Source organism: Yersinia sp. 2545 StPb PI (assembly GCF_052217125.1).
Taxonomy (GTDB): Bacteria; Pseudomonadota; Gammaproteobacteria; order Enterobacterales; family Enterobacteriaceae; genus Yersinia; species Yersinia enterocolitica_E.
On the sequence record NZ_JAZGPY010000001.1, the window covers coordinates 1,712,370 to 1,737,292 of the forward strand.

The window sequence follows — 24,923 nt, forward strand, 5'->3', positions numbered from 1 at the left end:
AATTATTAATTCATCTTTTATATAACAGAGAAAATCTATGAATTTAAATCCACGGGCGCGAGCGCTATTAGACCTGTATAGCGCCGGTCTGGCATCAGAATACGGAGTCAGTGATGTAGGGCGTTATTTTTCGCTGACTGACCCGAAAGAAACTGCATTGCGGGCCGCATTGCTGGAATCGGTCGAATTCCTGTCCATGATCACCTGCGCCGATGTTGACCAGTTATCTGGCCAAGTGGTTTCAGTGGGTAATTCCGGCATCTTTACCGGGCGTAAAGAGGGTGGCCGCTTCATCCGTAAAACCGGTGTTGACGGTAACAAATATGAACTGGTTGAAACCGATTCCGGCGCAGCCTTGCCGTGGGATCTGCTGTCTATTTGGGCGAATGCGGGCGGTGAAAACGAATTTTTCCAGTTGATGCAGACCTTTACCAACAATTCGTTTGCGCTGGATATGCTGCGTATCGGTTTTAACGGCACGTCTGTGGCCAAAACCACTGACCCCGAAGCTAATCCCAGTGGCGAAGATGTCAACAAAGGCTGGCAACAGCGCATGAAAGAGTACAAAGACGGGATTCAGGTCATTGATGATGCAATCACGCTGGGCGAGGGCGGCGATTTTATCTCTCTGGACGCGATGGCTGCTGATTTGATTAACAGCAAAATCCCGGCACAGCACCGCAGTGATCCACGTTTGGTGGTACTGGTGGGGGCCGATTTGGTGGCGGCAGAGCAATACCGTTTATACAACAAAGCCGATCGCCCGACTGAGAAAATCGCCGCACAGATGCTGTCCAGCACCATTGCAGGTCGTCCGGGCGTGATCCCACCGTTTATGCCGGGTAAACGTATGGTGGTTACGCCACTGTCCAACCTGCATATCTATACCCAACGCAATACCCGCCAGCGTAAAGCGGAGTTTGTTGATGACCGTAAGCAGTACGAAAACAAGTACCTGCGTAATGAGGGCTACGCCGTCGAAGAGCCAGAGCTGTACGCCTCTTATGACGAATCAGCGGTAACCATCGGCAAGGTGCCGGAACTGGCAGACCCGAAAGCCGGGGAATAAGGGGTAATCATGGCGTTATCACCTGCACAGCGGCACACGGCCAGAATTCAGGCTGAACGTAAGCTGGATAATCATGAGGCACTGGCCGGTGTGGCCAGTATGCACCTGCAAAAGATGGCTATCGAGAAAGATGCCCAACGGTTGCACGGGCTGACTCTGGCTGAAAAAGTGCAGTTGAAACGCCGGGAACTGCTGCCCCGCTGGTTACCCAGTGTTGAAGCGTATTTGGCGGCAGGTGAGGTCTACAGCAATCCGGTATTCACTTACTGCATTGCATGGCTGTTTGATGTCGGGGACTTTGATCCGGCGTTGGACTGGGCAGACATTGCGATAGAACAGCGGCAGATAACGCCTTTTGGCAAGCGGCGCAGCATTGCCCACTTTGTGGCTGATAGCATGTTGGCGTGGTCTGAGGCCACCGCGGAACAGGGCCAGAGTATTGAGCCGTATTTCTCGCGGGTATTTGAGAAGGTGCGGGATAACTGGCGTATCCCGGAGCAGGCCAGTGCCAAGTGGTTCAAGTTTGCCGGGTTGATGCTGCTGCGTAATGACAAAGGCGAGCCGTTGCCCAGTGCCATAGAGGATGTGGCCACGTTGCAACAGGCTGATGCGCTACTGGCGCAGGCTAATATCTTCCATCCGGGGTGTGGCGTTAAAACCCATCGGCAACGGATTGCCGCCCGATTACGGATGCTAGACAAAGAATAATAACGACTACCGAGAGCCAAAGCGGGCGCGGTGGAGGCTGCAACATTTGTTCGCAGGCCGTGGAAACCGGTCTGCCCGCTTTTTTCGGGGGCTGTATGTTTAACGGAAAAGAAATTGATTATCAGGATGTTGAGCTAACCAATGACGGGTTTTGGCCAGACCTCAATCTGAGCGAGTTCCAGCGTAACCGCAGTATTCCGGCTGATATTGATGCCGATACGCAAGCGGATGCCTTGCTGGCCAGTGTGGCCGAAGTGAATTTAGACCTGCGTCAGTTAGCAGCGGGTTATGTGGCCAAGGGATACCAGCAGGCTATAGAGGTGCCGGGCGTGGCGATGAACGGGCAAACGGCACTGATTAGCCAGTATAAAAAGGCCGTCTTTGCCCGCGCTAAAGCCGATTTACTGGGGGAGTATTCGACGCAGTTTAGCCGGGTACCCAATGCCGGGCAGGAAAACCCCGAAACCCGCAGCCGCCTGCTGGCAGAGGCCAGTACGGTACTGCGCAATATGAAAGGTGTGGGCCGCTGCACTGTGAGGCAGATATGAGCAAATTACAGTCATTAACCGCCTTTGTGCAGGGCAATTTACCGCAGCGGCTGCGCAAGCTGGAATTTAACAGCGACATGGACGAACTGCGCTTTGTTCCGGCGCAGCGGGATTTAGGGCTGGATCAGTATCAACTGGCGTTGATGCAGTTTGATGCGGTACTGAGTTGGGGCCGCTTCCCTTACCGTGACTATGACCCGCGCAACCTGTGCGCCTTGTTGCTGGTGTGGATGATTGAGAACACGCCTGACCACGGGCCGGAGCCGGAGTTGCCGAGCATTGATATCGATGTGATCGACGATAAAACGGCTGTGGTCGTGGTGTCAGTGGGTATCACGGAATCACTGAGTATTGCCAAAGATAAGGCCGGGGATATCCCCTTTATGGGGGCTAAATGGCGGCTAACTGATCCGCAGTTATGGCTGGCCACCGAGGGCGCAGTATTTGGCGCTGATACCAGCGGCGCACCACTGGGTGAAAGCTGATGATTATCAACGGTGAGCTGAGTAAAAAACAGTTAACCGAGTTGCAACAGGCACTTAAACGGCTGGAGTTACCGCCACAAAAACGCCAGAGGTTGTTATGGCGGTTGGCCAAGTACGGGGTGATTGTCGCCGCCAAGCGCAATGTGCGTAACCAGCAATCACCGGATGGCACCCCGTGGCAGGGACGGCAGACCAACCAGCGCGGCAAGATGCTGCGCAACATGCCGAAATTGCTGCATATCCGTGAAATGCCGGAGATTAGCGCGGTCAGGCTGTATTTGCAGGGCGGTGGTTACCGCAACGGCGAAAAGCCGGTACCGGCGGGCGTGGTGGGGTACGGCCAGCAAAACGGGATGCACGTCACCATTAACCGCAGCGCAGTGGCCAAATCGGCACCCCCGGAGCGGCCAGCCACGGTCAAACAGGCCAAAAAACTGCGGGCCTTGGGTTACCGGGTAAAACAGGGTAAGCGCTGGCGTAAGCCGCCTTACAAAGAAATTGTAGAAAACATGCGTTTCGCCCAAGCGGGTTTGCTGATTAAAAAACTGAGTGGCAAGGCGGCTAAATCAGCGTGGACAGTGGATGTCCCGGCGCGTGAGTTCTTGGGCATGAGCGACGACGATTTTAATAAAGCCTTAGCGCGTCAGTTACAGGCCATCGGGTTTGGCTGGGACGTCAAAGCACAGGATATGAAGGGGTAACGATGAGTTGGCCACAAGTCAATATTGACCAAAAAAACCAGTTACAGGGCGAAACCAAAGAGATTGAACGGGCCGTGCTGTACATCGGTACCGGCAAGGTAAACGCCGGGAAAACGCTGGCGGTGAACACGCAGACGGATTTTGATGTGTTGCTGGGGCCGGATGCCAGCGCGGTAAAAAGCTGCGCCAATGCGGCGATGCTCAATGCAGGTCAGAACTGGAACGGCTTTGTGCATGTGCTGGCAGAGCCAGCCAAAGATGAACAGCTTGATCCACTGGCGTGGGTGGCAGCGGTCAGAGCAGCCCAACAGGTGGCCAGTGTTGAGGGCGTGGTGGTGGTGTTGCCCACGGATAAAGCGACTATCACCGCCGCCGCCAGTCTGCGGGCTGAATTGCTGGCCAAGTTTGGCCGCTGGATGTGGTTTGTGCTGGCCGTTGATGGCCCGCAAGCCGAAGAGGGTTGGCCGGAGTATTTGGCACGTCTGGCAGCATTACAGCAGGGCGTTGCGGCTTCATCGGTGCAACTGGTGCCACGGTTGTGGGGCAATGAGCCGGGCGTGTTGGCGGGGCGTCTGTGTAACCGCGCGGTGACCATTGCAGACAGTCCGGCCCGTGTCGCCACCGGCCCGCTACTGGACATGGGCAGTGATGTGCAGCCAGTGGATGGCAAAGGTGTGGCACTGGATTTGGCCACCTTGCAGGCGCTGGAAACCCTGCGCTACAGCGTCCCGATGTGGTACCCGGACTATGACGGCATGTATTGGTCAGATGGCCGCACGCTGGATGTGGAGGGCGGGGATTATCAGGTGATTGAATATCTGCGCATTGTCGATAAAGCGGCCCGCCGTATTCGCTTGCAGGCGATTGCCAAGATTGCAGACCGTTCACTGAACAGCACCCCCGGCAGCATTGCCGCGCACAAAACCTATTTTTCCAAGGTGTTGCGCGAAATGGCCCGCAGTACACAGATTAACGGGATCACCTTCCCCGGTGAGGTAAAGCCACCAAAAGAGGGTGATGTGGTGATTACGTGGCGCACCGCCACCAAAGTGGAGATTTATATTGTGGTTCGCCCGTATGAATGCCCGAAAGGTATCACGGTGAGTCTGATGCTGGATACCACACTGGAGAATAGCCAATGAGTACCCGTATTTCTGGTCAGTCGGTTGATGTGAATATGGACGGTGATCTGATCCATGTGGAAAAAATCGGGCTGACCATTACCGATAACAGCGGCCCGGCACAAACCAACGGTGTGCCGGATGGGGATGTAAAAGGCGATGTCGGCGGCGAGGGTGATATTGAAGTCAGTACCAAAGTGCTGCAACAGTTGACCGCCAAAGCCTCGCGCGCCGGTTCGTGGCGCGGTATCCCGGCGTTTGACATCTTGTTCTATGCCAAGGCCGGGGATGAAGAGTTAAAAGTGGAAGTGTTCGGGGTGAAATTGAAGTTTGATTCCGCGCTGGATGTTGATCCGAAAGGTGGGGCGGTACTGACCCACAAAATTAAGTATTTCATTACCAGCCCGGATTTTGTGCGCATTAACGGCATTCCGTATCTGGAAGAAGACGCCACGCGCAACTTGATAGGCTAGGGGGCAAGGATGCAGGAACATGAAAAAGCCATTATTTCATTGGGGGTTATCGGTGCCTTACTGGCTTTAGGCAAGATTCTGGCCAGTGATGAACCGATCACTGTACGGCGATTTATAGGCCGGATCATCTTGGGTTCGGGGGCCAGCATGGCCGCAGCGGCAGCACTGGTCTGGGTGCCGGGATTGCCTCCGCTGGCCATCAACGGCTTAGGGGCAGCAATCGGGATTGCAGGATATCAGGCGCTTGAGCTGTGGTTGCGCCGCAGGGCTGGCAGTTTGTTAAAGGGAAAGAAACCATGACGTTAAGTGAAAAACAGCAGCTATTTACCCAACTGATTGCGCAGTTGATTAGTTGGGCCGGGGAACGGGGCTACCGTCTGACCTTTGGCGAAGCCTACCGCACCCCGGAGCAGGCCAAACTGAATGCCAAAGCGGGAACCGGTATCAGTAACAGTCTGCACACCTCGCGGCTGGCGGTGGATTTTAATCTGTTTATCAATGGGGTGTACCAGACTAAAAGCGAGGCGTTTTTGCCGTTGGGTGAGTATTGGGAGTCGTTGGGCGGGACATGGGGCGGGCGCTTCAAATCCAACCCTGATGGCAACCACTTTAGCCTTGAGCATAACGGGGTTCGCTGATGGCCAAGATACTGGCGCTGATAGTGGCGGCATTTGTCGCCGGGTGGTATCTCAATGATTTGCAGCATGACCGCCTTGAACTGAGTATTACCCGTGCCGCCAACCAAGCGGCAGAACAGGGCAGGACAATTTCGGAGGACATAGCCAGTGATTCAGCCCGGCAACTGGAGGATAAGCTGGAAGCGTTGCGCCAGCAGGGTGATAAATACCAGCCGGTTATTCACACGGAAATTATTAAGCCGGTGTTTACTAACGTGTGTGCTACTGATGAATATGTCCGGTTGTTCAACGAAAGCAGTGATGCCGCCGAACGTACCTTATCAGGAAAATCTGTTAACTAAGTGCGACACCGTATTACCCCGATTAACCGGCACTACCGGTAATGATTTTGATAACGCCTTACGCGCCTATCGCAGCATCTATATCTTGTGCGCGGCGCGACACAATCAATTAATTAATGAAATGACTTTACGACAAGGAAATAAATAACATGGCTGACAAAAGCAAGATTGTATTAGTAGTGGGTGGCGTTGAACTTATTTTCGAACCGAACACCACCGCCTATAACGGTTTTATTAATGAAGTGGGTATGGAAAATAAAATTGCCCCGGCATTTAAATACCTGCGCCGTATTATCAGTAAAGAAACCAAAGAAGCTCTGGACGAGATTTTAAAAGCACCGGGTGCGGCGCTGCAATTAATTGAAAAGGTCAATAAGGTTTACGCGCCTGAACTGGAAATCGAAGTAAAAAACTAACCCAACGGTTACGGGCCATTGATAATAATGATATTGAACAATTTCTTATTCTGCGCCGTCATTATCTGCCGCATGAAAATGACGATATAGAAAGTTTAGCCCGTGCCGTTTGGTTGGATAACCGTTATTGGGATAACACCCGTATTTCTATTGCCAATGGGATTGGCTTGGCATTTAAAGGCGATTAATGAAACACCTCGATTTTACCCTAAGCATGATTGATAAAATCACGCGCCCGTTAAAGCAGGTGCAATCCTCGGTGAAAGGGTTCGCGGATTCATCGCAGGCCGCTTTCGGTAAAATCTTGGTGGGTGGCGCGGCTTTATTCGGTGTAGTACAGGGCTTAAAGGGCGCACTGGGGCCAGCGGCTGATTTCGCCGGGGCGCTTAATGAAGCCAGCGCCAAGGGGGTGAGTGACAGCGCCTTGCAAAAGATGAGCACGGACGCCCTGAAATTCAGTATGCAGTATGGGCGCAGCGCGGTGGATGTGGTGCGCTCCAGTGCCGATGTGCGCAGTGCTATTGGTACGCTGTCTGACCGTGATTTGCCCCGTTTCACCCTGGCTACCAATGTGTTGGCCGCAGGGATGAAAACCACCGGCAGCGAAGCCGCCGCCTACATGGGGCAAATGTATAACCAGTTTGACAGCTATGCAGACCGCATAGGCAAAGTGAAGTTTGCCGAAGAGGTGGCCGGTAAAACGGCGTATATGGCGCAGGCATTTGGCGTCAATATGCAGACCATGGCTGACTTAATGGAGGGTTCCAAAGGGGTTGGCGCTAACTATGGCGTGGGCATGGATGAGCAATTCGCTGTGTTGGGCCAGTTACAAAAAACCTTGGGAACCGAAGCCAGCGGCAGCTATGAAACCTACATGAAAGGGGCCGCTGCCGGGGCCAAAACGCTGGGGCTAAGTTTTGTGAATGCCTCCGGCCAGATGCTGACCATGCCGGAAATGCTGGAGAAATTGCAGGGGCGTTACGGGAAAACCATAGAGGGCAATTTAAAAGCGCAGGCCGAGCTGGATAAAGCCTTTGGGGATGGGGCGAACGTCATTAAACAGCTTTACGGCAATGTCGATTTGCTGAAACGTAATATTGGTGAGTTGGGCAGTAATGACGGCATGAAACGGGCCGGTGAGATGGCCAAGAAAATGGCCGACCCATGGGAACGGCTGATGGCTATCTGGACAGGGATGCGGGTAATTTTGGGCTTAACCCTGTTACCGGTGCTGTATCCCATCATGAACCGGGTATCGGCTATCGGGGAGAAGTTCGCCCGCTGGATGCAGCTATTCCCCAATATCGCCCGACTGATTGGTTATGCCATGCTGGCGCTGCTGAGTTTTGCCGCTGCCGGTGCCATCGCCAATATGGTGATGGGGATCAGCATGTTTATCTGGATGGGGTTAAAACTGCTGTGGGGTGCATTGTGTGCCGTGACACAAATCCACACTGCCGCCATCTGGTTGTATAACAAAGCGATTATTGCCGCCAATGCCACCATGCGTATTATGCGCGGTGTCTTACTGGCGCTACGCATCGCGGCCATCTCGGCGGGGATCTCCTTTAGCTTCCTGACATGGCCAGTGTTGTTGGTGATTGTGGCCATTGCCGCACTGGCAGCGGGTATCTACTACCTGATTACCTATTGGGATGAGATTAAAGCCGCCATTGCAGATACGGCCGCATTCCAGTGGTTGTCTGAGGTGGTGACTGCTGTCGGGGACGTATTTAGCGGAGTATGGCAAAAAATCGTATCCGGCTGGCAGTGGCTGGTATCGGCTATCACCGGCTTATCACCACTGGCCGGGTTCAGTGCCATGGCTGACAGTATCGGTAATGTGTTCAGTGGGTTGTGGGACTGGCTAAAAAGTACCTTTGCCGAAACCTATAACTGGATCATTGATAAGCTGAACTATATTCCCGGTGTCAGTATTGAGGCGAAAAGCATTGTTGCCCCGGAAGGTAACCCGATGAATTCAGCCAGTGGTTTATTAACCGGTGGCCAGATGCGCAATATTGATAAGGGCGGGATTAATAAAGAAATCAGTAATAGCTCTAAATCAATGACCGATAACAGCAAACGAATTGAAAACGTGAATATTACTATGCCGGGTGGCATGACGCCGCGAGATTTAATGGAATGGCAGGAATTAAATTAATGACAACATTAATGTATATCGACCTGCTGATTAAAGACGGTGATTTTGTTCTTAATACCGGCAATGAACCGACATTATGTAATAACCGGATTAGCATTGGTCAGGATTGTGTACACGCCATTATTGAAAGTGGCCTCACTACCCGATTAATTGCGGAGCGCAGCCCGACATTACGCGCCGATGTGATCACCCAGTTGATTATTTTAATTGAAGATGATGTGCGCATTATTCCCGGCACGGTGGTGATTAATGAAGAAACTGCCACTCGCTTATGGGTAACGGCTGATACCTACGATTTCGGCCCTATTACGGTAAGTGCGGATTATGAATAATAAACCTGAGATAGATTACGAGCAGGTATTAAAAGACAGCGGGATGCCGACAACCGAGGCCGATATTCGGCAAAAGTTTGATGAACTGGTGGCAGAAGAGGGGTTAATCACCAATACCTCCGCTATGTCCCCGTTTTGGCGGCTGATAAAAACCCTTGTTACCCGCCCGGTGCTATGGCTCAACTCGGTGTTAATCAATACCGTGCTGGCCAATATGTATCTGGCCACCGCCAGCGGCACATTTTTAGAGGTGTTTGGCTGGGGCGTGAATGCCCGCCGTAAACCGGCCACCGCTGCGCAGGGGATGATCCGCTTCTACAAAACCGATATTCAGCAGGATGTGGTTATTCCGGCCGGAACGCTTATTCAGACTGAACGCATTAACGGCAAGATTTACAGCGTGGTGGTCAGTGTTGAAACCATGATAGCTGCCGGTGCCGCCAGTGGGTTGGTGCCGGTGAACGCGGCTGAGGTGGGCGGGGCGTTTAATCTGGCCCCCGGTTACTACCGTATCTTGCCGCAGGCGGTGCCGGGCATTGAACGCGCCCAAAGCGAGGGGGATTGGTTAACGGTGCCGGGGGCTGATAAAGAGTCAGATGATGATTTTCGGGACAGGTGCCGCAACCAATTTAACTTGGTGGGCAACTATCACACCGATGCCGTGTACCGCAGCATGATAGCCGGGGTGGTGGGGTTATCCATTGACCGGATTTATTTTCTGCACGATGCGCCACGGGGGCCGGGTACCGCCAACGCCTACTTGCTGTTAGACAGCGGCGAGATATCCCAGCCGTTTATTGATGCGGTTAATGACCACATCACCAATCAGGGCCACCACGGGCATGGTGATGATATGCAATGTATGCCACTGCCGGAAAGCCAGCATGATTTGCGCGTTACGCTGTATATCAGCAACAAACAAAACTTAACCGCTGATGAGTTGGCCGGGCTGGAAAGCGGCTGTGAAAACCTGATCCGCTGCGCCTTTCGCCAGAACAGTACCTACAAGGTACTTAAAACGTGGCCCTATTCCCGTTTCTCATTTTCCAATCTGGGGCGGGAGCTGCACAAGACGTTTCCGCTGATTGAGTCATTGAGTTTTTCACTGACTGACATTGTGAGTGAGCTTAGTGTGCCGCGCCTGAACAGTTTAACGGTGGTGACTGAAAATGCCTGATTTCATCAATCGCTTAAAAAGCCTGCGCCTGCCGTCATGGATGGACAAAGGCGAAGCCAACAAGTTATTACAGGTGTGCCGCCAGTGGTGGCAGTGGGTTAATGGCTGGCTGAACTGGCCGCTTAATCAATTGGATGCGGCCACCTGTGCGGTACCGTTGCTTAACGTGCTGGCGTATCAGCGCGATATCAGCCGCTTTAACGGTGAGCCGTTGAGCCTGTACCGTAAGCGGGTGCAATACGCCTTTATTAACGCCGCAGATGCCGGTTCAGTGGCGGGATTTATCGCCATCTTTGAACGCCTTGGCATTGGGTATGTGGAATTGCTGGAGCGCCAGCCAGACATTGACTGGGATGTGATTCTGGTACGCGTCAGTGACAGCCAGATAGCCAGTAACAGCGATTTGCTGATGCAAATTATTCGCCAGTACGGCAAAACCTGCCGCCGTTATCGTTTTGAAGTGATCACCTATTCTGGGCTGCGTATTCGCGCCGGTTGGGTGGGCCATGAGTATGTAACTTATTGCGCCCGCAGTGATGTGGCCACCGCTAACGCCGCAGTAGCCACCACCTTTAGCGCCTCATTAACAGGGAAGAAATAATGTCTCAATCAATTATCACCACTGCTTTTGAGCAATGGAAAGCGCAGGAAGCCGCAGGCGGTAACACCGTGGTGGTGGATGAATTTGTATTGGCTTTGGTGCCGGGACTGGATCCGAATGCCCCGATTGACCGCAGCGAGGGTTTACCGCCTGCCGGGCAGATTGTTCACCGTCAGGCCGTTAATAAAACCGGTGTGGTTAATCAGAATGCGGTGGTGTACTCCATCACGTTGGGTACCGAAATCGGTGATTTTGATTTTAACTGGATTGGTCTGGTGAATAAGGCCAGCAGCACGGTGGCCATGATTGTTCATGCCCCGACCCAGCGCAAGATTGCCAACGCCAATGGCCAGCAGGGTAACGCGTTAACCCGCAGTTTCCTGATGGAATATGACGGTGCCGCCAGTGAAACGGGGATCACCGTCCCGGCAGAAACGTGGCAGATTGATTTTACCGCCCGTCTGACCGGTATTGATGAAATGCAGCGCCTGATTAACCTTGACCACTACGGCCCCGGCGCATTTTTTGCTGATGGTTTTTTGGTGGCTAAGACCGGCCAGCAATATTACGTGACGGCAGGCCGCGCTTATGTGGGCGGGTTACGTGCCGTGCTGGCGGCTAATAAGAATATTACGGTGTCGGCCAAGCCGGTGAACGTGTGGGCAGACGTGAGTTTACAGGGCAATGTGGTCAGTCAGTGGGAAAGCGTGGTCACGGTGACCGTGGCGGCAACGCTGGCAGATTATCAGGACAATGCCGGGTTTATGCACCGGGTGTTTGCAGTGGCCAGCATTGATGCAGCGGGCAATATTACCGACCTGCGCCCGCAAGGTTCGCTGACCGAACAAGAAACCAGCGACGCCTTAGCGCAGCATGAAAAATCCCGTAATCACCCAGACGGTACGCTAACGGAAAAAGGTTTTGTTCAGATGAGCAGCGCCACCGATAGCGACAGCGAAACGCTGGCCGCAACATCAAAAGCGGCCAAAATAGCGATGGATAATGGCAACGCGCGGTTAGCCAAAGAGCGGAACGGCGCGGATATTCCCAACGCGGCATTATTCCGCCAAAACCTTGCACTGAAAGGCGCGGCGCTGGTTGATATCGGTAAAACGGCCGGTACTGCGGCAGCGGGTGACGATAGCCGGATAGTGGACGCCATCAGTATTAAAAACACCAATATTCAGTTACCCGGCAACCTTGGTGTAAAGAATCTTGAAGTCCACCCGATGCCGAACAGTGCTGAGGGCGGGCAAATTGATTTATATGATAAGGCCGATGCCAAAGCCGCTTTTATTGATATCGATTCAGGCGGGAATTTCCGTGTAGTTACTGATGGTGTAGGCGCGACTCTTACCGTCAATAGAACTACTGGCAATATAGTTATTCCTAAAACGCTTACGGCTGCGGGGATTTTAAAAGGCTCTGGAATTATAGCGGAAGGTACTGTGTATGCTGGCAATACTGCCGCATGGTTAGCTGCTGACGGTAATATCTACGGCCCGGTATGGGGGGGTTACTTATCGACTTACCTGTCAAACAGAGGGATAAGGGCGTGGGCGGCGGTGCAAGGGAACGGAACAATAATCAGCTCGTTTGGTTTTGCCGCAATAAATCGTACCAACGTGGGCGGCTATAACTTCACAATGTCAACGTCAAACGGTGCATATGCCGTCACCGTTGGGATTAACGGCGGTTCACAAAACGGCGCGATAAGTGCTCACTCCGCGAATATTTGGAATCGATCGCCAAATTCATTCAGCATCCAGAATGCCAATGATGGTGGAACAAGTTACGACTGGAGAGATTGGCCGGAGTTTTATGTCATCGTTGTTGGCCCATAAGGAATAAAAGATGGAACAATTTATTAATAATGAGCTGTCAGATAACGGCGATTACGAAAATATCTATGTAGTGGTATTTGAGAACGAAAGCGGGCGTGGAATGACGGTGGTCAATTTTGCTGCGCAAAAGTATTTAGAGGCATTCACGCATGATGGGCCTTGGCTGAAAATCTTGCGCGAAGACCTCCCAGACCAAAGATATATTGAGGCTTGGCAGTTCAATACAGCAAAAGATGCCATCGTGGTAAATCCCGCCTGGTTACAAGAGATGCAGGTAGCTGAAGCAGAAAGAGAACGGGATCATAGAATTTGGTCAGTTCAGGACGAGCTTACCGCGCTGCAAACCGACCTTATGCTAGGGATTATTGATGATGAAAATACCACGCATTTAATCAAACTGAAAAAATACGTCATTGCCCTCAAGCAATTGGCTGTATCGACTGCGCCAGATATTAGCTGGCCGGAGCTGCCTGATGTGGCGTAAAGCAACATTATCTATCCCCGGTAATATGGCCGCAGTCAATTGCGCCATGCTGCCGGTACATCCGTGGGTTTATGGCGTGGGCCGTAGCGAGGAATCGGGCAGTTATCTGAGTCCGCAGAACGCGGTGGATTATCTGGCGGGGAAACTGGCAGGCAGTGGTGGTCAGCAGTCGGTGGTGGTGTTTATGGTGTGCGCCACTGATCACCCCGGCTTTATGCAGACGTTGACACAATTCTCTGCGGTGCTGCCGTTGCCGGTATTTTCACAGGTAGCCCGCATGGCCAAAACAGCGGCCACACTGGCTACCACCAAAATGCAGTTACCGGCCAACGCAGGAAACGGGTTACCCCTGCCACAACCGTTATCTAGTGCAACCAGCCGCATGGCCATCAATGCCCAACGTATCGCACAGGCCAAAGATGCTGCCGGGACGGGGGCCAATCTGGCGGGGTTGGCGTCGGCATTATCCGGTTTTGCCAGCGCCAAAGCGGCGGCACTGGCCAGCATGGAAAGTGCGTTAAATGGCTTACTGGCAGGCAGTGCGCAGGCGTGGGTATTTACCGCCAACGGCAGCGCGGCCACCATTGCCAGTGAAATGAAAAAGAACGTACCGCAGCAGGATGCTGTTTTTACTCTGGCCACCTTGTTTGCCGGAGAGGATTTAACCACGCTGGAGGCAATGATAAATGACACAAATAGTCATGCTGGCACTGGACGGTGAAGCCATCCCATTAAAGGGGCTGACCGTGACCCCGACTATGCAATTTCAGGAAAAAGACCAATCCGGCCAAACATCCAGCACCGCCACGGCAGAGCAGGGCATTAAGGCCAAAGAGCTGCGGATATCCGGGATGGTGCCATTCAGCACCCCGGAGGTATTAACCCGACTGTTTGCACTGGCTGAATCCAAAGACGCTGGCGGCGCACTGAAAAAATACCGGGTGGCCAATCAGGTGGCGCAGGCGATTAATTTTCGGCTGGCCACCTTTACCGGCGCGATTGATGCCCCGAAACAGGATGGGAAAATGGCGTGGCTGGTGACCTTCACCCTCAAAGAGTTTTTGAGTGTGTCAGAGAAACGCGAGGCCCGCGCCGGGGGCAAAACCGCCGCGCAAAAACAGACGGCAGCAGGCGGGGCCGGTGGCGGTGATGCGGGCGAGGATGCCGAGCAGTTAAGCTGGTTTGAACGTAAGGTGTTAAAGCCGGTCAATGATGCACTGGGGCCAGCCTCATGAAACCGATCCGCAGGCTGATGCTGTCTGGCGATGCGGTGCCGTTGGTTGATGCCAATCTGGTATTGGAGCTGAACGCCTGCGGGCGTGGCTTTATTACCGCTGAAACCAGTACCGATTACACCGGCAAACTGGTGCGGCTGGATGCCGGTTACCCTGAATTAGTATTGCGCTGGTTTACCGGTTATGTGGAACGCTCGCAACCGGCAGAGAACGGCGTACAGCGGTTATTTGTGCGTGAGTTAACCGGTGTTTTTGAGCGTATGTGGCCGGTATCGATGCAACACCCGACCCTGCGCCAGTTGGCCGACTGGCTGACCGACAACAGCGGGTTAACCTTCCAGCTTGCCGCCGGTGCCGACTATAACGACAAGCCAATACCCCATTTTACCCATAGCGGTAGCGGTTATCAGTTGCTGGCCAATATCGGCAACGCCTTTGGTATTGCGGATTACGTCTGGTACCAGTTGCCAGATGGCGCGGTCTATGTGGGCAGTTGGCAGCATTCATTGTTCGCCGGTAAACCGATAGATATCCCGCCAGAATTCAGCACCGCAGCGGCGGCAGGCAATACCATGACCGTGCCTATGATCCAATCGGTGCGCCCCGGTGTGGAAATGAATGGCCAGCGGTTAACCACCGTTCGGCTGAATAATGATGATTTGGTGTTAACGTGGACGCCGCGCAATAAAACCACCGGCAAGCCGTTGCAGAAAACCCCCATCCAGCGCCAGATTGATAATGCTTACCCGGAGTTATCCGCCGGGTTACATCTGCCGAAAATGGCCCGTGTTGAGGGGCCAAGCGAAGCAGTGACCAGTGGCGATATGGCTGACCCGTTCCGGCCCCGCTATGCCGTTAATCTGCAATTGCTGGATGATGATGGAAAGGCCGCAGCAGATACGCCGGTTTACCCTGCGGTGCCGTTACCTCTGCCGATGGCGGGGGTCGAGTCGGGCATGTTCCAGTTTCCCCCGGCGGGTACCCTGGTGGAAGTGGGTTTTACCGGTGGCAGGCCGGATAAGCCGTTTGTGCGTCAGACGTTATCACAGGGTAACAATCTGCCCACGGTGCTGCCGGGTGAGCAATTACAACAACAGCGTGATGGGGTATCGCAGCGGGTAACGGTGGCGGGGGACTGGGAGCGCAAAACCGATCAGGTGATCCGTGAGGAATCCATGAGCCGGGTAATTACTGCCGATGATGAAACCCGCACACTGGTAGCCCGTGAAACCACGGTTCAGGCTACCGATAAAACCACGGTACTGGGAACGGCCACCTTACTGGCCGGTGCTATCCAGCAGATTAGTGAGGGGGATTACAGTCTGGCCACCCAAGCCAGTTACATGGCCAAAGTGGGCAAAACCTTAACCACTGATGTGGGGCAGGATTTGATAGAGAAGATTGGCAATATCCGCAGCAGCATCGCCGCCGCCCGACAAGATGTAATAGCGCCGGTGGTATGGATTGGTAGCCAGCAGATTAACGTGATGGCCCTGATGCTGGATACGCTGGATGTGGTGAAAGAGCTGGCAGCACTGACCGCCGCACATACCCACGATAATACCGGCGGCCCACTGAACGCCGGGAGCATCACCGCCACCGGGGCCAAGTCAGACAGATTATGTGATAAATATTCCCCTGTGATCGGCTAATCGATCTCGCCCAATATGCCCGCCGCGCGCGGGCTTTTTTACGCCTATCCAAAAGCACCGCCAGCAGCCCAACACGCCACGCAATAAACCCATCATCACACCGCAATGCCCGAAATGGATCACGCCAGCCACGCCACGCACACGTAGCAGAACATGCCACGAAAGAAACGTAATCATGACGGAAACGGCACTACACCGCACCCGCCTGCACACTTTGCGTTATAAAGTTTTTTCAGTTTTAAATTCCTACAAAACACCTCGCCAGCCCGCGCCGTGGCTGGGGCTTTGCAGCATTTCGCCAACTGAAAAGATTGAAAAGAATTTCAGTGTTTTTCAGTTTTTGGATCTCGGAGTGGATCGCGTAAAATATTAGTGCATTGAATTTAAAAGAGATTATATTAATTACGTGGGTTTTATGGATCGTTTTACGTGGTTTTGTTTATTCCGAATAAACCCTCCCCGCGCCAGAGCTGGCACGGGGAGGGGGGATTTTACAGACTATTTCTAAACTGAAATTTAAGTAATTGATAGTGTTTCATAGCTACAGGTTGATTTAGGTCTGAATGTATTATTCATTAATTTCTGTGGGTGCTAAAATTCACAGTTCGCCATATTGGAAATGATATTTGTTTTTTTTGGCTTCTAATAAATATTGAAGGTGAGTAAAATGGTATATTTTACTTAGTAGTGATGTTGGTATTGTTGATATTTCTATTCTTATAGAATCACCATTAGGTGTTATCTTTCCAAAACAATATCCATTAGAAGAATATCCCTCTTTTTCATTAATTACAGAAAGTATATTATCTTTAGCTTCTAGTATTTCAGCCATGTAAAATTCCCTTGTAAAATTAACATGTATCTTCACGAGAGAGTAGATATACTCATTAATTAAAGGAATGGCCGGGAATTTCTCATCTTGTTCAAGTAAAGCTTGTTTGACTATCTTTCCCCATTTACTGAAATTTCCCAAAAGATGCTCTCTTTCAAAATAAACGACTAGGTTAGATTCAACGATCAAATTATCATAATCAAAACTCTTTTGAAAATTATAGGATAAAGGCGGCATACCGCAATGTTGGACATAGTTCCTCAATCTACTCATGAATTTGTAAGAAAAAGTCGTATCATACTCCTTTGATGCTATCTCATTAAAATATGAGAACTGTTTGGACTGCTCGGTATATTTTCTACTAATGCTTGTTGCCATGTGATCAAGAAAAGTTCTGGCTGATGCGAGGAAATTCAGGATAACTGAGTTAACTTCAAGATAGAAATTTTCAAAAGGATAATCTAAAGAGCTCTGTTCCGCACTTGTGATTTTTTTGGTTAAATTAACTAAAATTTCTGATATTACTTTATAATTAAGTATGACGTATTCAATTAAAGCATGATGCTTTTGAAAATCGATTAATAAAGACGAGTTCTTACTAATAAATTCAACTTCATTCGAAGTGAGCGGTTTAATCTCAGTGAGCTTATCTGCATTTTCGCTATATTCTCTTTTGTATAAATATAACTCAGTCATTTAATAACTCCTTTCAGGCAGTACATTGAACTATTAGTGATAATTATAGTATAACAATTTATGAGGTTAATAACGGTTAAAACTTGAAAACATAAACGTAGTTCACGTATTACATGGAGCAGCAGGCAACAGATAAATCATAGTGTTGTTACAGGTAGTGAATTTTATAGACAAGAAATAATTAGCTGGCTAATCTTAAGAGGAGAATACCTTATAAAATCACTACAAATAAATAACAAAAAGCGGAGCAAGCTCCGCAGAGGTATAGAATTTTATTTTTTGGGTGGGTAATCACAACCACCATTCGGTGGCCTGCACCTATAAATTCTGGCCAAACCCAACTTCCAACCAGTGATAAAGCCAAAACGTTTTAGAGCAACCAACGTATATTTAGAACAGGATGGAGTATGGCGGCATCGATCACGGATTCGCATCGGCGCATAGGCACGATAGAAGAGAATGAATCTAATACTTAGCCATTTGAGCACGTTAAACTTCTTTCCTGAACGTAATCACGTAGTAATGCGTTAGTGTTGATTTGTTTCCACCAAAACATCCCGGCTTCTCATCAATACCTATGGTATCAACGCGCTGGAACTCCCAGCCCTCAGAGGCCCAAGAGTTAACAACTTCTTCAAGATACTGGGCAGCGATACCATTTTTGTTAGCTTTGGCATTGACGGAAATATTTGGCGGAATTTGTACCATCTTGTAAGTAAACATTTGAACATCCCTATAGATAAGAGGGACAAATACTAGGTGACTATACCTAGAATTCAAGCATTCAAATGAAAAATTTCTAGATGCTGCCGCCATTTCATCGCCAATGGTTATGCGAAGCGGTTGTAAGTTATTGATAGGTAAGGGCTTGAATATCAGGCAAGAAAAAACCCGATTAGTCTTGAACCTAAGAAGGCGGGACTATCGGGCTCCTCAATATGGGGACATCAAAGAAAAGCAGTGGCATTAAATCAGACCCCAGTCCAGTAAGAAAGTTCTGGGGAAATAAAAAAAGTATAAAATAATGTTTAGCTTTTTCTGCAACGGCCTTTTTAGTGTACTAGCCTAATACTCCCGGCCAGATAATAACGATCAACGAACCTGCCAATGTTAATAGTACGTTGGCGATGGCATAAGTCCCTGCGTATCCTAGTGCCGGGATGTTACTGCGGGCAGTATCGCTGATGATGTCCATGGCCGGTGCGCAAGTGCGAGCACCCATAATGGCACCAAAAAGCAGAGCACGGTTCATGCGTAATACATAAGCGCCAAAGAGAAAGCAGATGACGACTGGGACCAGACTCACGATTAGGCCAGAGATAAGCATCTGTCCACCGACCGCGCCCAAGCTGCTATTAATACCGCCACCTGCACTTAATCCGACGCCAGCCATAAAGACCATTAACCCGAACTCTTTCACCATATTCAACGCACCTTGCGGGATATAGCCAAAAGTAGGGTGGTTAGCACGTAAAAATCCGAGCATGATGCCAGCCATTAATAGGCCGGCAGCATTACCAATGCCGAAACTGAAATTACTGAATTGGAAGGTAATTAAACCAATCATCAATCCGAGAATAAAGAAGGCACAGAAAGCCAGCAGGTCGGTGACCTGACTGTGAATAGAGATAAAGCCAATTTTTTCTGCCACGCTTTTAACGCGCCGTGCATCACCGCTGACTTGCAGTACGTCGCCTTTATTCAATACTACGTTGTCATCAATCGGCATTTCAATTTGGCTGCGGATCACCCGGTTTAGGAAACAGCCGTGGTCAGTCAATTTTAAGTGGCTGAGTCGCTTTCCAACAGCATTGCTATTTTTAACCACAATTTCTTCGGTAACAATTCGCATGTCCAGCAGGTCACGGTCGAAAACTTCTTTACCGTTACGAAAACTGGGATCAAGACGGGAGTGAGCGTCAGGGTAACCGACCAGTGAAATCTCGTCTCCCACTTGCAGCACCGCATCACCATCTGGGTTGGCTAAAATACCATTGCGGCGAATACGCTCAATATAACAACCCGTCTGGCGGTAAATACCTAATTCACGTAGATTTTTACCATCTGCCCACGCCACCAGTTCCGGGCCAACCCGGTAAGCGCGAATGACAGGCAAATAGACCTTACGCTGGCTATCGGTATCCAGACCGCGCTCCCGAGCAATCTGCTGAGCACTGGTCGGTAAGTCCTGGTGTTGGAGTTTGGGCAAATAACGTGCGCCCAAAATCAGGCTCACCAGCCCGATAAGATAGGTTAGGGCGTACCCGAGGCTCAGATTATCCTGCGCGTGTTGCAACGCCGGGTTATTGGCGATGGTATGGCGCAACGTATCACCTGCACCGACCAAAACCGGTGTGGAGGTCATGGAGCCTGCTAGCATCCCGGCAGTAAGGCCAATATCCCAGCCAAATAATTTACCCAGCCCCAACGCCAGAATCATTGCGCTACTTACCATGACCAGAGCGAGCATCAGGTAGTTTTTACCGTCGCGGAAAAATATAGAGAAAAAGTTTGGACCGGCTTCAACACCGACACAAAAAATAAATAGCATAAAGCCCAGATTCAGCGCTTCAGTATTGATGGTAAAGTGCTGTTGCCCAAGCAACAGTGATACCACCAACACACCAATAGCATTACCTAATTGAATAGGGCCGAGTCGCAGTTTACCCAGGCACAACCCCAAGGCTAAAACTACGAATAACAGCAAGATGTAATTGCCGTTTAACAGATTTGCGACGTTTATATTCACGAGTATGACTTTCTATTTAGCTCGAATGACCACGATGTATACGCTCTTGGTTTAAAGGTAGAAGGGGCATTTCTTTAAACTCAGAATATTTATCGCTAAACAGCACATAAAGGCAGGCGATAGTGGGAGTTATTCTAATCTGTCTGCTGCGAGACAGCCAGTAATAAGCAGGAAGTTTGGTCTCGCTAGAAGGATATGCTTTGTTACCAATTATAGATGGGCTTATATGTTGTTTGTAGGTCGCTTCGTCTGGTTTCCTGAGGCGGTTTTTACTGTGTGGTACTAGAGTCCCAGCAATAAAAAAAGGGCGCTAAGCACCCTTTTTAGAATAAAACCAAATAATATTGGCGAGGAAACGCTCTGTGCGGCTGACCAGATTACTGGAATAGGCTCAGATTTTCTTTAGCGTATGCTTCAAAATCTGTGCAACCGCCAATGTGTTTCTCATCAATGAAGATTTGCGGTACGGTTTCTACCGGTTTGCCGACGGTTTTTTCCAAATCAGCTTTGGTGATACCTTCCGCATGAATATCGATGTAACGGAATTTAAAATCGTCGCGTTCAGTTTCCAGTTTTTCTGCCAGTTCTTTAGCACGGACACAATAAGGACATCCAGGACGCCCGAAAATCACAGCAAACATGTAAAACTCCTTAATTAAATTGAGCTATCCCCGCCATTTCTCAAACAGGGGTAATCACTTCGCCAACAGCTCTTTCTATCTTCAACTGTTAAATGACTTCTAGCGCATTACTCACTCTTACTGCGGTCTACTATGCCCTTTGACGCGGTGAAAAAAAAGCAGGATTTGCCTGTTAGTTTGATTAATCGTACCTATTTGCTTATCGGTACTGTTACAAGTTGTGGGGATTCAATACACTGTATAAACGCTTATGCAGAGCCTATCGGAGGTAAAGATGCGCTCGTTAGGAGATATGCCCCGCATTGTGATTATTTCAGAAGTGCTGGGGATGCTGTTACTGGTTGTTGCCTACCTAAGTATTAATGGCTACTTGTCATTATCTGGTTCAATGGGAACACCAGCTGTCGCCATTATTATGATTTTTGTCGGGATTGGCCTGATGCTCCCTGCCGCTGCGTGTATTGTTTGGCGCGTAGCGAGTGGTTTTGGCCCACTATTAGGTAGCGCCGATAGAATATCAAGGCCGCCATCCAACAAAGAATCAGAGGCAGAGCAGAGCAAAAAGGATAATAAACCCGATCAGGATAATGACTGAGTCTTTATAAGGGCATTAAATTTGTCGGTATTGATCATAGCACTGTCGGTTAATATTCCGTAAGCTATGCCACTTTTCGTCTTATGAGAATCGTGAGGTAGGTAGTTATGGATTCACTCATCGTCCCGGATTTAGCCTTATTACGGCGTTGGCTGGATCAACTCGGTATCTCATTTTTTGAGTGCGACTCCTGTCAGGCGCTGCATTTGCCGCATATGCAGAACTTTGAGGGCGTGTTTGATGCCAAAGTTGATTTGGTTGATAACATCATCTTGTTCTCGGCGCTGGCTGAAGTCAGGCCGACGGCCCTTATCCCGTTAGTCGCGGATCTGAGTCAAATAAATGCCAGCTCGCTGACGGTTAAAGCCTTTATCGATATTCAGGATGATAATTTGCCGAAATTGATTGTCTGCCAGTCACTGACGGTAGAAGTGGGTGTCACATTTGCTCAATTTGGCTATTTTATGCAGCAGTGTGAAGAGCAGATTTCGATGATCATTCTGGAAGCGCGTGCCAATGATTTACTGTTTATTGGCAACAGTGACGACGATGAATCGCTACAGACGGCGACGGCTTATCCGGTTATCCACTAATATCCCTTCATTAAATGTGCCGCTGATAGCGGTGGCACACTGTTATTTCCCCTGTAAACCATAAGATATTCTGCTTTTTACCCTACTTTGCCAGATATTTATCGCCGTTTATGCCATTAGTGGCGCATTACATAGATAGAATGTGCATAAAAAATCGATAAAAGGCGTTTTTTACCCTAGAGTATGGTACGGATTGCCAAGTGCGGTTATGCTGCTGTTTCTGCAAAGGGCATAATATTCCTCCGCCTAAACAGTGATTATTCTTACTAGGTGAATAATCACTCACCGTGCATAGTCATGCATCTGGTGCAGGTGGCAATAGCACTCGGCAGGGCAAAGGTGTTGTATCCTAGCGGATACAAATTTAGCGCACGACTTCACCCCCTATTCTGGAGGAGTTAACGGATGTTCACCCATCGTAAAAAGTGGTTATCGGGTGTTGCTGCTGGCTTATTAATGGCCGCGTCCGTCTCAGCATCTGCTGAGGAAAAAACACTGCACGTTTACAACTGGTCCGATTATATCGCACCCGATACGCTGGCTAATTTCCAAAAGGAAACCGGCATTAAGGTTGTCTATGATGTGTTTGACTCCAACGAGGTGTTGGAAGGTAAGTTGATGGCCGGGAGTACCGGGTTTGATTTAGTGGTGCCATCAGCTAGTTTCCTTGAGCGCCAATTGTCTGCGGGTGTCTTTAAGCCGTTAGATAAAAGTAAGCTACCTAATTATAAAAATCTCGATCCTGAGTTGTTGGCGCTGGTCAGCAAACACGACCCAGAAAATAAATATGCTATTCCTTATTTGTGGGCGACAACAGGTATCGGCTATAACGTCGAGAAAGTGAAAGCTGCTCTGGGGAAAGATGCGCCAGTAAACAGTTGGGATCTGGTACTGAAACCTGAAAATCTTGAGAAGTTGAAAAGTTGCGGTGTCTCTTTCCTGGATGCACCAAGTGAGATCTTTGCAACTGTACTCAATTACTTAGGTAAAGACCCAAACAGTATTCAGGCGACCGACTACACCGGTCCTGCCACTGAATTGTTGCTGAAACTGCGGCCGAACATCCGTTACTTCCACTCTTCACAATATATTAATGATCTGGCAAATGGTGACATCTGCGTCGCTGTCGGTTGGGCCGGTGACATCATGCAGGCGTCTAATCGGGCCAAAGAAGCGAAAAATGGCGTGAATGTGGCCTACAGCATTCCGAAGGAAGGCGCATTAGCGTTCTTTGATGTGTTTGCGATGCCATCTGATGCTAAAAATCAGGATGAAGCCTATCAGTTCCTGAATTACCTGATGCGCCCTGATGTGATTGCTAATATCAGTAATCATGTGTTCTATGCCAATGCCAACAAAGCGGCAACGCCATTGGTAAATGCAGAAGTACGTGATAACCCTGGTATTTATCCGCCAGCGGATGTGCGCGCCAAAATGTTCACGCTGAAAGTACAAGACCCGAAAATTGATCGTGTGATCACCCGGGCTTGGACAAAAGTGAAAAGTGGTAAATAACCCATTGGTGTGAATCAGTAGCTTGCGTTCAACGCGTGGCTGATATCACATTGATGGAAAGTGAAATGAACGAGGGTAGGGGCAGGGAGTTTATCTTCCTGTTCCTGTTTTTTATTGTGCCGCACCTTAAATGCGGCCTGTTCTGCTTTTACGGAGAGCACGCTGAGTGAATGATGTAATTCCCCGCCCGCAGCCAAAATCCCAGAAGGTGTTTACACCCTTGTTGGAGATCCGCAACTTAACCAAGTCATTTGATGGTCAGGCCGCGGTAGATGACGTCAATCTGACTATCTACAAAGGTGAGATTTTTGCGCTGTTAGGGGCTTCAGGCTGTGGTAAATCCACCCTGTTGCGGATGCTGGCCGGTTTTGAGCAGCCGACTCAGGGGCAGATAGTGCTCGATGGGCAGGACTTGTCTCATGTGCCGCCGTATCAGCGCCCGATCAATATGATGTTCCAGTCTTATGCGTTATTTCCCCATATGACGGTTGAGCAAAATATCGCGTTTGGCTTGAAGCAAGACAAGTTACCTGCTGATGAGATCAAAAGCCGCGTCGCAGAGATGCTGACATTGGTGCACATGCAAGAGTTTGCTAAGCGTAAACCACACCAACTCTCTGGCGGGCAGCGTCAGCGCGTGGCTCTGGCCCGTAGCTTGGCCAAACGGCCAAAACTGCTGTTGCTGGATGAACCCATGGGGGCGTTGGATAAAAAGCTGCGTGATCGGATGCAACTGGAAGTGGTTGATATCCTGGAGCGGGTGGGGGCGACCTGTGTGATGGTTACCCATGACCAGGAAGAAGCGATGACGATGGCCGGGCGCATCGCCATTATGAACCGTGGCAAGTTTGTGCAAATTGGCGAACCGGAAGAGATTTATGAACATCCGAACAGTAGATTCAGCGCTGAATTTATCGGCTCGGTGAATGTATTTGAGGGAGTACTAAAAGAGCGGCTGGATGATGCATTGGTGATTGACAGCCCCGGTCTGCGCCATCCATTGAAAGTGGATTCTGATGCCTCGGTGGTAGACGGTGTCCCGGTATTTGTGGCTCTGCGCCCGGAAAAAGTGATGTTGTGTGAACAAGTGCCAGAAGATGGCTGCAACTTCGCGGTCGGTGAAGTGGTACACATTGCTTATCTGGGGGATTTATCCATTTATCATGTGAAGTTACACAGCGGGCAGATGCTGAGTGCACAGCTACAAAATGGTCATCGCTACCGTAAAGGGATGCCAACATGGGGCGATGAAGTGCAATTATGTTGGGATGCTGACAGTTGCGTGGTTTTGGGTAATTAAGAGCCTTGGGGAG

At 50.1% G+C, this 24,923-nt stretch carries 32 protein-coding genes; 27 read left to right on the forward strand and 5 right to left on the reverse strand.

Annotation, left to right across the window (positions count from 1 at the left end; genetic code table 11):
- The first annotated feature begins 37 nt into the window (after nucleotides 1-37).
- The 23 genes from V1955_RS07845 to V1955_RS07955 all read left to right on the forward strand — a co-directional run bounded on the left by V1955_RS07845 (nucleotide 38) and on the right by V1955_RS07955 (nucleotide 16,362).
- On the forward strand, nucleotides 38-1,069 hold the full coding sequence (locus tag V1955_RS07845; RefSeq protein ID WP_050138351.1) for a phage major capsid protein, P2 family: 1,032 nt from the start codon (nucleotides 38-40) through the stop codon (nucleotides 1,067-1,069).
- Nucleotides 1,070-1,078: 9 nt separating this feature from the next.
- The gene (gene gpM / locus V1955_RS07850; RefSeq protein ID WP_442820753.1) at nucleotides 1,079-1,777 is read left to right on the forward strand and encodes a phage terminase small subunit; all 699 of its coding nucleotides are present in this window, start codon (nucleotides 1,079-1,081) and stop codon (nucleotides 1,775-1,777) included.
- Between the two features lie 95 nt (nucleotides 1,778-1,872).
- Nucleotides 1,873-2,325 carry a head completion/stabilization protein gene (locus tag V1955_RS07855; RefSeq protein WP_072087891.1) on the forward strand — a complete coding sequence of 151 codons (453 nt, stop codon included), beginning with the start codon at nucleotides 1,873-1,875 and terminating at the stop codon, nucleotides 2,323-2,325.
- Entirely contained in the window at nucleotides 2,322-2,810 is a 489-nt protein-coding gene (locus V1955_RS07860) for a phage tail protein (protein WP_442820754.1), read from the forward strand. Before V1955_RS07855 ends, V1955_RS07860 begins: the two co-directional genes overlap by 4 nt.
- Nucleotides 2,810-3,511, forward strand: coding sequence for a phage virion morphogenesis protein (locus V1955_RS07865; protein WP_442820755.1), 702 nt, complete (start codon nucleotides 2,810-2,812; stop codon nucleotides 3,509-3,511). The genes V1955_RS07860 and V1955_RS07865 overlap by 1 nt, the downstream gene beginning before the upstream one ends.
- Before the next feature lie 2 nt (nucleotides 3,512-3,513).
- Nucleotides 3,514-4,653, forward strand: a complete 1,140-nt coding sequence (locus V1955_RS07870) for a DUF2586 domain-containing protein (RefSeq protein WP_442820756.1) — start codon at nucleotides 3,514-3,516, stop codon at nucleotides 4,651-4,653.
- Nucleotides 4,650-5,105: a phage protein gene (locus V1955_RS07875; RefSeq protein ID WP_050157936.1), complete on the forward strand. Its 456-nt coding sequence runs from the start codon at nucleotides 4,650-4,652 to the stop codon at nucleotides 5,103-5,105. The genes V1955_RS07870 and V1955_RS07875 overlap by 4 nt, the downstream gene beginning before the upstream one ends.
- Before the next feature lie 9 nt (nucleotides 5,106-5,114).
- Nucleotides 5,115-5,405 (forward strand): phage holin family protein, encoded by a 291-nt coding sequence (locus V1955_RS07880; RefSeq protein ID WP_049525360.1) that lies wholly within the window; start codon nucleotides 5,115-5,117, stop codon nucleotides 5,403-5,405.
- Nucleotides 5,402-5,743, forward strand: coding sequence for a M15 family metallopeptidase (locus V1955_RS07885; RefSeq protein ID WP_049525361.1), 342 nt, complete (start codon nucleotides 5,402-5,404; stop codon nucleotides 5,741-5,743). Before V1955_RS07880 ends, V1955_RS07885 begins: the two co-directional genes overlap by 4 nt.
- Nucleotides 5,743-6,084: a hypothetical protein gene (locus tag V1955_RS07890; protein ID WP_049525362.1), complete on the forward strand. Its 342-nt coding sequence runs from the start codon at nucleotides 5,743-5,745 to the stop codon at nucleotides 6,082-6,084. The genes V1955_RS07885 and V1955_RS07890 overlap by 1 nt, the downstream gene beginning before the upstream one ends.
- Entirely contained in the window at nucleotides 6,044-6,232 is a 189-nt protein-coding gene (locus V1955_RS07895) for a hypothetical protein (RefSeq protein WP_392387063.1), read from the forward strand. Before V1955_RS07890 ends, V1955_RS07895 begins: the two co-directional genes overlap by 41 nt.
- Nucleotide 6,233: 1 nt before the next feature.
- Entirely contained in the window at nucleotides 6,234-6,500 is a 267-nt protein-coding gene (locus V1955_RS07900) for a putative phage tail assembly chaperone (protein ID WP_004389570.1), read from the forward strand.
- A 50-nt stretch (nucleotides 6,501-6,550) separates the two neighbouring features.
- Nucleotides 6,551-6,688, forward strand: coding sequence for a DUF6890 family protein (locus V1955_RS07905; RefSeq protein WP_371836857.1), 138 nt, complete (start codon nucleotides 6,551-6,553; stop codon nucleotides 6,686-6,688).
- Nucleotides 6,688-8,664, forward strand: a complete 1,977-nt coding sequence (locus V1955_RS07910) for a phage tail tape measure protein (protein WP_442820757.1) — start codon at nucleotides 6,688-6,690, stop codon at nucleotides 8,662-8,664. The genes V1955_RS07905 and V1955_RS07910 overlap by 1 nt, the downstream gene beginning before the upstream one ends.
- A complete protein-coding gene (locus tag V1955_RS07915) occupies nucleotides 8,664-8,996 on the forward strand; it encodes a DUF2590 family protein (protein WP_411917299.1) in 333 nt (110 codons plus the stop codon). The genes V1955_RS07910 and V1955_RS07915 overlap by 1 nt, the downstream gene beginning before the upstream one ends.
- Nucleotides 8,989-10,173: a baseplate J/gp47 family protein gene (locus V1955_RS07920; protein WP_442820758.1), complete on the forward strand. Its 1,185-nt coding sequence runs from the start codon at nucleotides 8,989-8,991 to the stop codon at nucleotides 10,171-10,173. The genes V1955_RS07915 and V1955_RS07920 overlap by 8 nt, the downstream gene beginning before the upstream one ends.
- Nucleotides 10,166-10,774: a hypothetical protein gene (locus V1955_RS07925; RefSeq protein WP_442820759.1), complete on the forward strand. Its 609-nt coding sequence runs from the start codon at nucleotides 10,166-10,168 to the stop codon at nucleotides 10,772-10,774. The genes V1955_RS07920 and V1955_RS07925 overlap by 8 nt, the downstream gene beginning before the upstream one ends.
- On the forward strand, nucleotides 10,774-12,618 hold the full coding sequence (locus V1955_RS07930; RefSeq protein WP_442820760.1) for a phage tail-collar fiber domain-containing protein: 1,845 nt from the start codon (nucleotides 10,774-10,776) through the stop codon (nucleotides 12,616-12,618). Before V1955_RS07925 ends, V1955_RS07930 begins: the two co-directional genes overlap by 1 nt.
- A gap of 10 nt (nucleotides 12,619-12,628) precedes the next feature.
- On the forward strand, nucleotides 12,629-13,102 hold the full coding sequence (locus V1955_RS07935; RefSeq protein ID WP_442820761.1) for a tail fiber assembly protein: 474 nt from the start codon (nucleotides 12,629-12,631) through the stop codon (nucleotides 13,100-13,102).
- Nucleotides 13,092-13,823: a hypothetical protein gene (locus tag V1955_RS07940; protein WP_442820762.1), complete on the forward strand. Its 732-nt coding sequence runs from the start codon at nucleotides 13,092-13,094 to the stop codon at nucleotides 13,821-13,823. The genes V1955_RS07935 and V1955_RS07940 overlap by 11 nt, the downstream gene beginning before the upstream one ends.
- A complete protein-coding gene (locus V1955_RS07945) occupies nucleotides 13,789-14,337 on the forward strand; it encodes a baseplate complex protein (RefSeq protein ID WP_442820763.1) in 549 nt (182 codons plus the stop codon). The genes V1955_RS07940 and V1955_RS07945 overlap by 35 nt, the downstream gene beginning before the upstream one ends.
- Nucleotides 14,334-15,989, forward strand: coding sequence for a hypothetical protein (locus V1955_RS07950; RefSeq protein WP_442820764.1), 1,656 nt, complete (start codon nucleotides 14,334-14,336; stop codon nucleotides 15,987-15,989). The genes V1955_RS07945 and V1955_RS07950 overlap by 4 nt, the downstream gene beginning before the upstream one ends.
- A 175-nt stretch (nucleotides 15,990-16,164) precedes the next feature.
- Complete coding sequence (locus V1955_RS07955) at nucleotides 16,165-16,362, forward strand: hypothetical protein (protein ID WP_442820765.1); 198 nt, start codon at nucleotides 16,165-16,167, stop codon at nucleotides 16,360-16,362.
- A 225-nt stretch (nucleotides 16,363-16,587) separates the two neighbouring features.
- Here the strand turns inward: V1955_RS07955 and V1955_RS07960 are convergent, their stop codons facing one another.
- The 5 genes from V1955_RS07960 to V1955_RS07980 all read right to left on the reverse strand — a co-directional run bounded on the left by V1955_RS07960 (nucleotide 16,588) and on the right by V1955_RS07980 (nucleotide 20,907).
- Nucleotides 16,588-17,517 carry a hypothetical protein gene (locus V1955_RS07960; protein WP_442820766.1) on the reverse strand — a complete coding sequence of 310 codons (930 nt, stop codon included), beginning with the start codon at nucleotides 17,515-17,517 and terminating at the stop codon, nucleotides 16,588-16,590.
- A 272-nt stretch (nucleotides 17,518-17,789) separates the two neighbouring features.
- Nucleotides 17,790-18,005: a membrane protein insertion efficiency factor YidD gene (gene yidD / locus V1955_RS07965; RefSeq protein ID WP_072100547.1), complete on the reverse strand. Its 216-nt coding sequence runs from the start codon at nucleotides 18,003-18,005 to the stop codon at nucleotides 17,790-17,792.
- Between the two features lies 1 nt (nucleotide 18,006).
- Complete coding sequence (locus tag V1955_RS07970; RefSeq protein ID WP_050880204.1) at nucleotides 18,007-18,240, reverse strand: hypothetical protein; 234 nt, start codon at nucleotides 18,238-18,240, stop codon at nucleotides 18,007-18,009.
- 337 nt (nucleotides 18,241-18,577) lie between these two features.
- Nucleotides 18,578-20,266, reverse strand: coding sequence for an aspartate:alanine antiporter (locus V1955_RS07975; protein ID WP_083158397.1), 1,689 nt, complete (start codon nucleotides 20,264-20,266; stop codon nucleotides 18,578-18,580).
- 377 nt (nucleotides 20,267-20,643) lie between these two features.
- Complete coding sequence (locus V1955_RS07980; RefSeq protein WP_004873700.1) at nucleotides 20,644-20,907, reverse strand: GrxA family glutaredoxin; 264 nt, start codon at nucleotides 20,905-20,907, stop codon at nucleotides 20,644-20,646.
- A gap of 274 nt (nucleotides 20,908-21,181) precedes the next feature.
- On the opposite strand from V1955_RS07980, the gene V1955_RS07985 reads away from it, so the two are divergent.
- The 4 genes from V1955_RS07985 to potG all read left to right on the forward strand — a co-directional run bounded on the left by V1955_RS07985 (nucleotide 21,182) and on the right by potG (nucleotide 24,910).
- Nucleotides 21,182-21,502: a YbjC family protein gene (locus tag V1955_RS07985; protein WP_083158398.1), complete on the forward strand. Its 321-nt coding sequence runs from the start codon at nucleotides 21,182-21,184 to the stop codon at nucleotides 21,500-21,502.
- 107 nt (nucleotides 21,503-21,609) lie between these two features.
- A complete protein-coding gene (locus V1955_RS07990; RefSeq protein ID WP_083158399.1) occupies nucleotides 21,610-22,095 on the forward strand; it encodes a YbjN domain-containing protein in 486 nt (161 codons plus the stop codon).
- Nucleotides 22,096-22,500: 405 nt separating this feature from the next.
- Nucleotides 22,501-23,610 (forward strand): spermidine/putrescine ABC transporter substrate-binding protein PotF, encoded by a 1,110-nt coding sequence (potF, locus tag V1955_RS07995; RefSeq protein WP_083158400.1) that lies wholly within the window; start codon nucleotides 22,501-22,503, stop codon nucleotides 23,608-23,610.
- A 166-nt stretch (nucleotides 23,611-23,776) separates the two neighbouring features.
- Nucleotides 23,777-24,910: a putrescine ABC transporter ATP-binding subunit PotG gene (potG, locus tag V1955_RS08000; RefSeq protein ID WP_083158401.1), complete on the forward strand. Its 1,134-nt coding sequence runs from the start codon at nucleotides 23,777-23,779 to the stop codon at nucleotides 24,908-24,910.
- Nucleotides 24,911-24,923 lie beyond the last annotated feature (13 nt).

Coding starts and splice junctions, on each gene's coding strand:
- V1955_RS07845 (WP_050138351.1), top strand. CDS start 38: ATGAATTTAAATCCACGGGCGCGAGCGCTATTAGACCTGTATAGCGCC.
- gpM (WP_442820753.1), top strand. CDS start 1,079: ATGGCGTTATCACCTGCACAGCGGCACACGGCCAGAATTCAGGCTGAA.
- V1955_RS07855 (WP_072087891.1), top strand. CDS start 1,873: ATGTTTAACGGAAAAGAAATTGATTATCAGGATGTTGAGCTAACCAAT.
- V1955_RS07860 (WP_442820754.1), top strand. CDS start 2,322: ATGAGCAAATTACAGTCATTAACCGCCTTTGTGCAGGGCAATTTACCG.
- V1955_RS07865 (WP_442820755.1), top strand. CDS start 2,810: ATGATTATCAACGGTGAGCTGAGTAAAAAACAGTTAACCGAGTTGCAA.
- V1955_RS07870 (WP_442820756.1), top strand. CDS start 3,514: ATGAGTTGGCCACAAGTCAATATTGACCAAAAAAACCAGTTACAGGGC.
- V1955_RS07875 (WP_050157936.1), top strand. CDS start 4,650: ATGAGTACCCGTATTTCTGGTCAGTCGGTTGATGTGAATATGGACGGT.
- V1955_RS07880 (WP_049525360.1), top strand. CDS start 5,115: ATGCAGGAACATGAAAAAGCCATTATTTCATTGGGGGTTATCGGTGCC.
- V1955_RS07885 (WP_049525361.1), top strand. CDS start 5,402: ATGACGTTAAGTGAAAAACAGCAGCTATTTACCCAACTGATTGCGCAG.
- V1955_RS07890 (WP_049525362.1), top strand. CDS start 5,743: ATGGCCAAGATACTGGCGCTGATAGTGGCGGCATTTGTCGCCGGGTGG.
- V1955_RS07895 (WP_392387063.1), top strand. CDS start 6,044: ATGCCGCCGAACGTACCTTATCAGGAAAATCTGTTAACTAAGTGCGAC.
- V1955_RS07900 (WP_004389570.1), top strand. CDS start 6,234: ATGGCTGACAAAAGCAAGATTGTATTAGTAGTGGGTGGCGTTGAACTT.
- V1955_RS07910 (WP_442820757.1), top strand. CDS start 6,688: ATGAAACACCTCGATTTTACCCTAAGCATGATTGATAAAATCACGCGC.
- V1955_RS07915 (WP_411917299.1), top strand. CDS start 8,664: ATGACAACATTAATGTATATCGACCTGCTGATTAAAGACGGTGATTTT.
- V1955_RS07920 (WP_442820758.1), top strand. CDS start 8,989: ATGAATAATAAACCTGAGATAGATTACGAGCAGGTATTAAAAGACAGC.
- V1955_RS07925 (WP_442820759.1), top strand. CDS start 10,166: ATGCCTGATTTCATCAATCGCTTAAAAAGCCTGCGCCTGCCGTCATGG.
- V1955_RS07930 (WP_442820760.1), top strand. CDS start 10,774: ATGTCTCAATCAATTATCACCACTGCTTTTGAGCAATGGAAAGCGCAG.
- V1955_RS07935 (WP_442820761.1), top strand. CDS start 12,629: ATGGAACAATTTATTAATAATGAGCTGTCAGATAACGGCGATTACGAA.
- V1955_RS07940 (WP_442820762.1), top strand. CDS start 13,092: ATGTGGCGTAAAGCAACATTATCTATCCCCGGTAATATGGCCGCAGTC.
- V1955_RS07945 (WP_442820763.1), top strand. CDS start 13,789: ATGACACAAATAGTCATGCTGGCACTGGACGGTGAAGCCATCCCATTA.
- V1955_RS07950 (WP_442820764.1), top strand. CDS start 14,334: ATGAAACCGATCCGCAGGCTGATGCTGTCTGGCGATGCGGTGCCGTTG.
- V1955_RS07955 (WP_442820765.1), top strand. CDS start 16,165: ATGACGGAAACGGCACTACACCGCACCCGCCTGCACACTTTGCGTTAT.
- V1955_RS07960 (WP_442820766.1), bottom strand. CDS start 17,517: ATGACTGAGTTATATTTATACAAAAGAGAATATAGCGAAAATGCAGAT.
- V1955_RS07970 (WP_050880204.1), bottom strand. CDS start 18,240: ATGTTTACTTACAAGATGGTACAAATTCCGCCAAATATTTCCGTCAAT.
- V1955_RS07980 (WP_004873700.1), bottom strand. CDS start 20,907: ATGTTTGCTGTGATTTTCGGGCGTCCTGGATGTCCTTATTGTGTCCGT.
- V1955_RS07985 (WP_083158398.1), top strand. CDS start 21,182: ATGCGCTCGTTAGGAGATATGCCCCGCATTGTGATTATTTCAGAAGTG.
- V1955_RS07990 (WP_083158399.1), top strand. CDS start 21,610: ATGGATTCACTCATCGTCCCGGATTTAGCCTTATTACGGCGTTGGCTG.
- potF (WP_083158400.1), top strand. CDS start 22,501: ATGTTCACCCATCGTAAAAAGTGGTTATCGGGTGTTGCTGCTGGCTTA.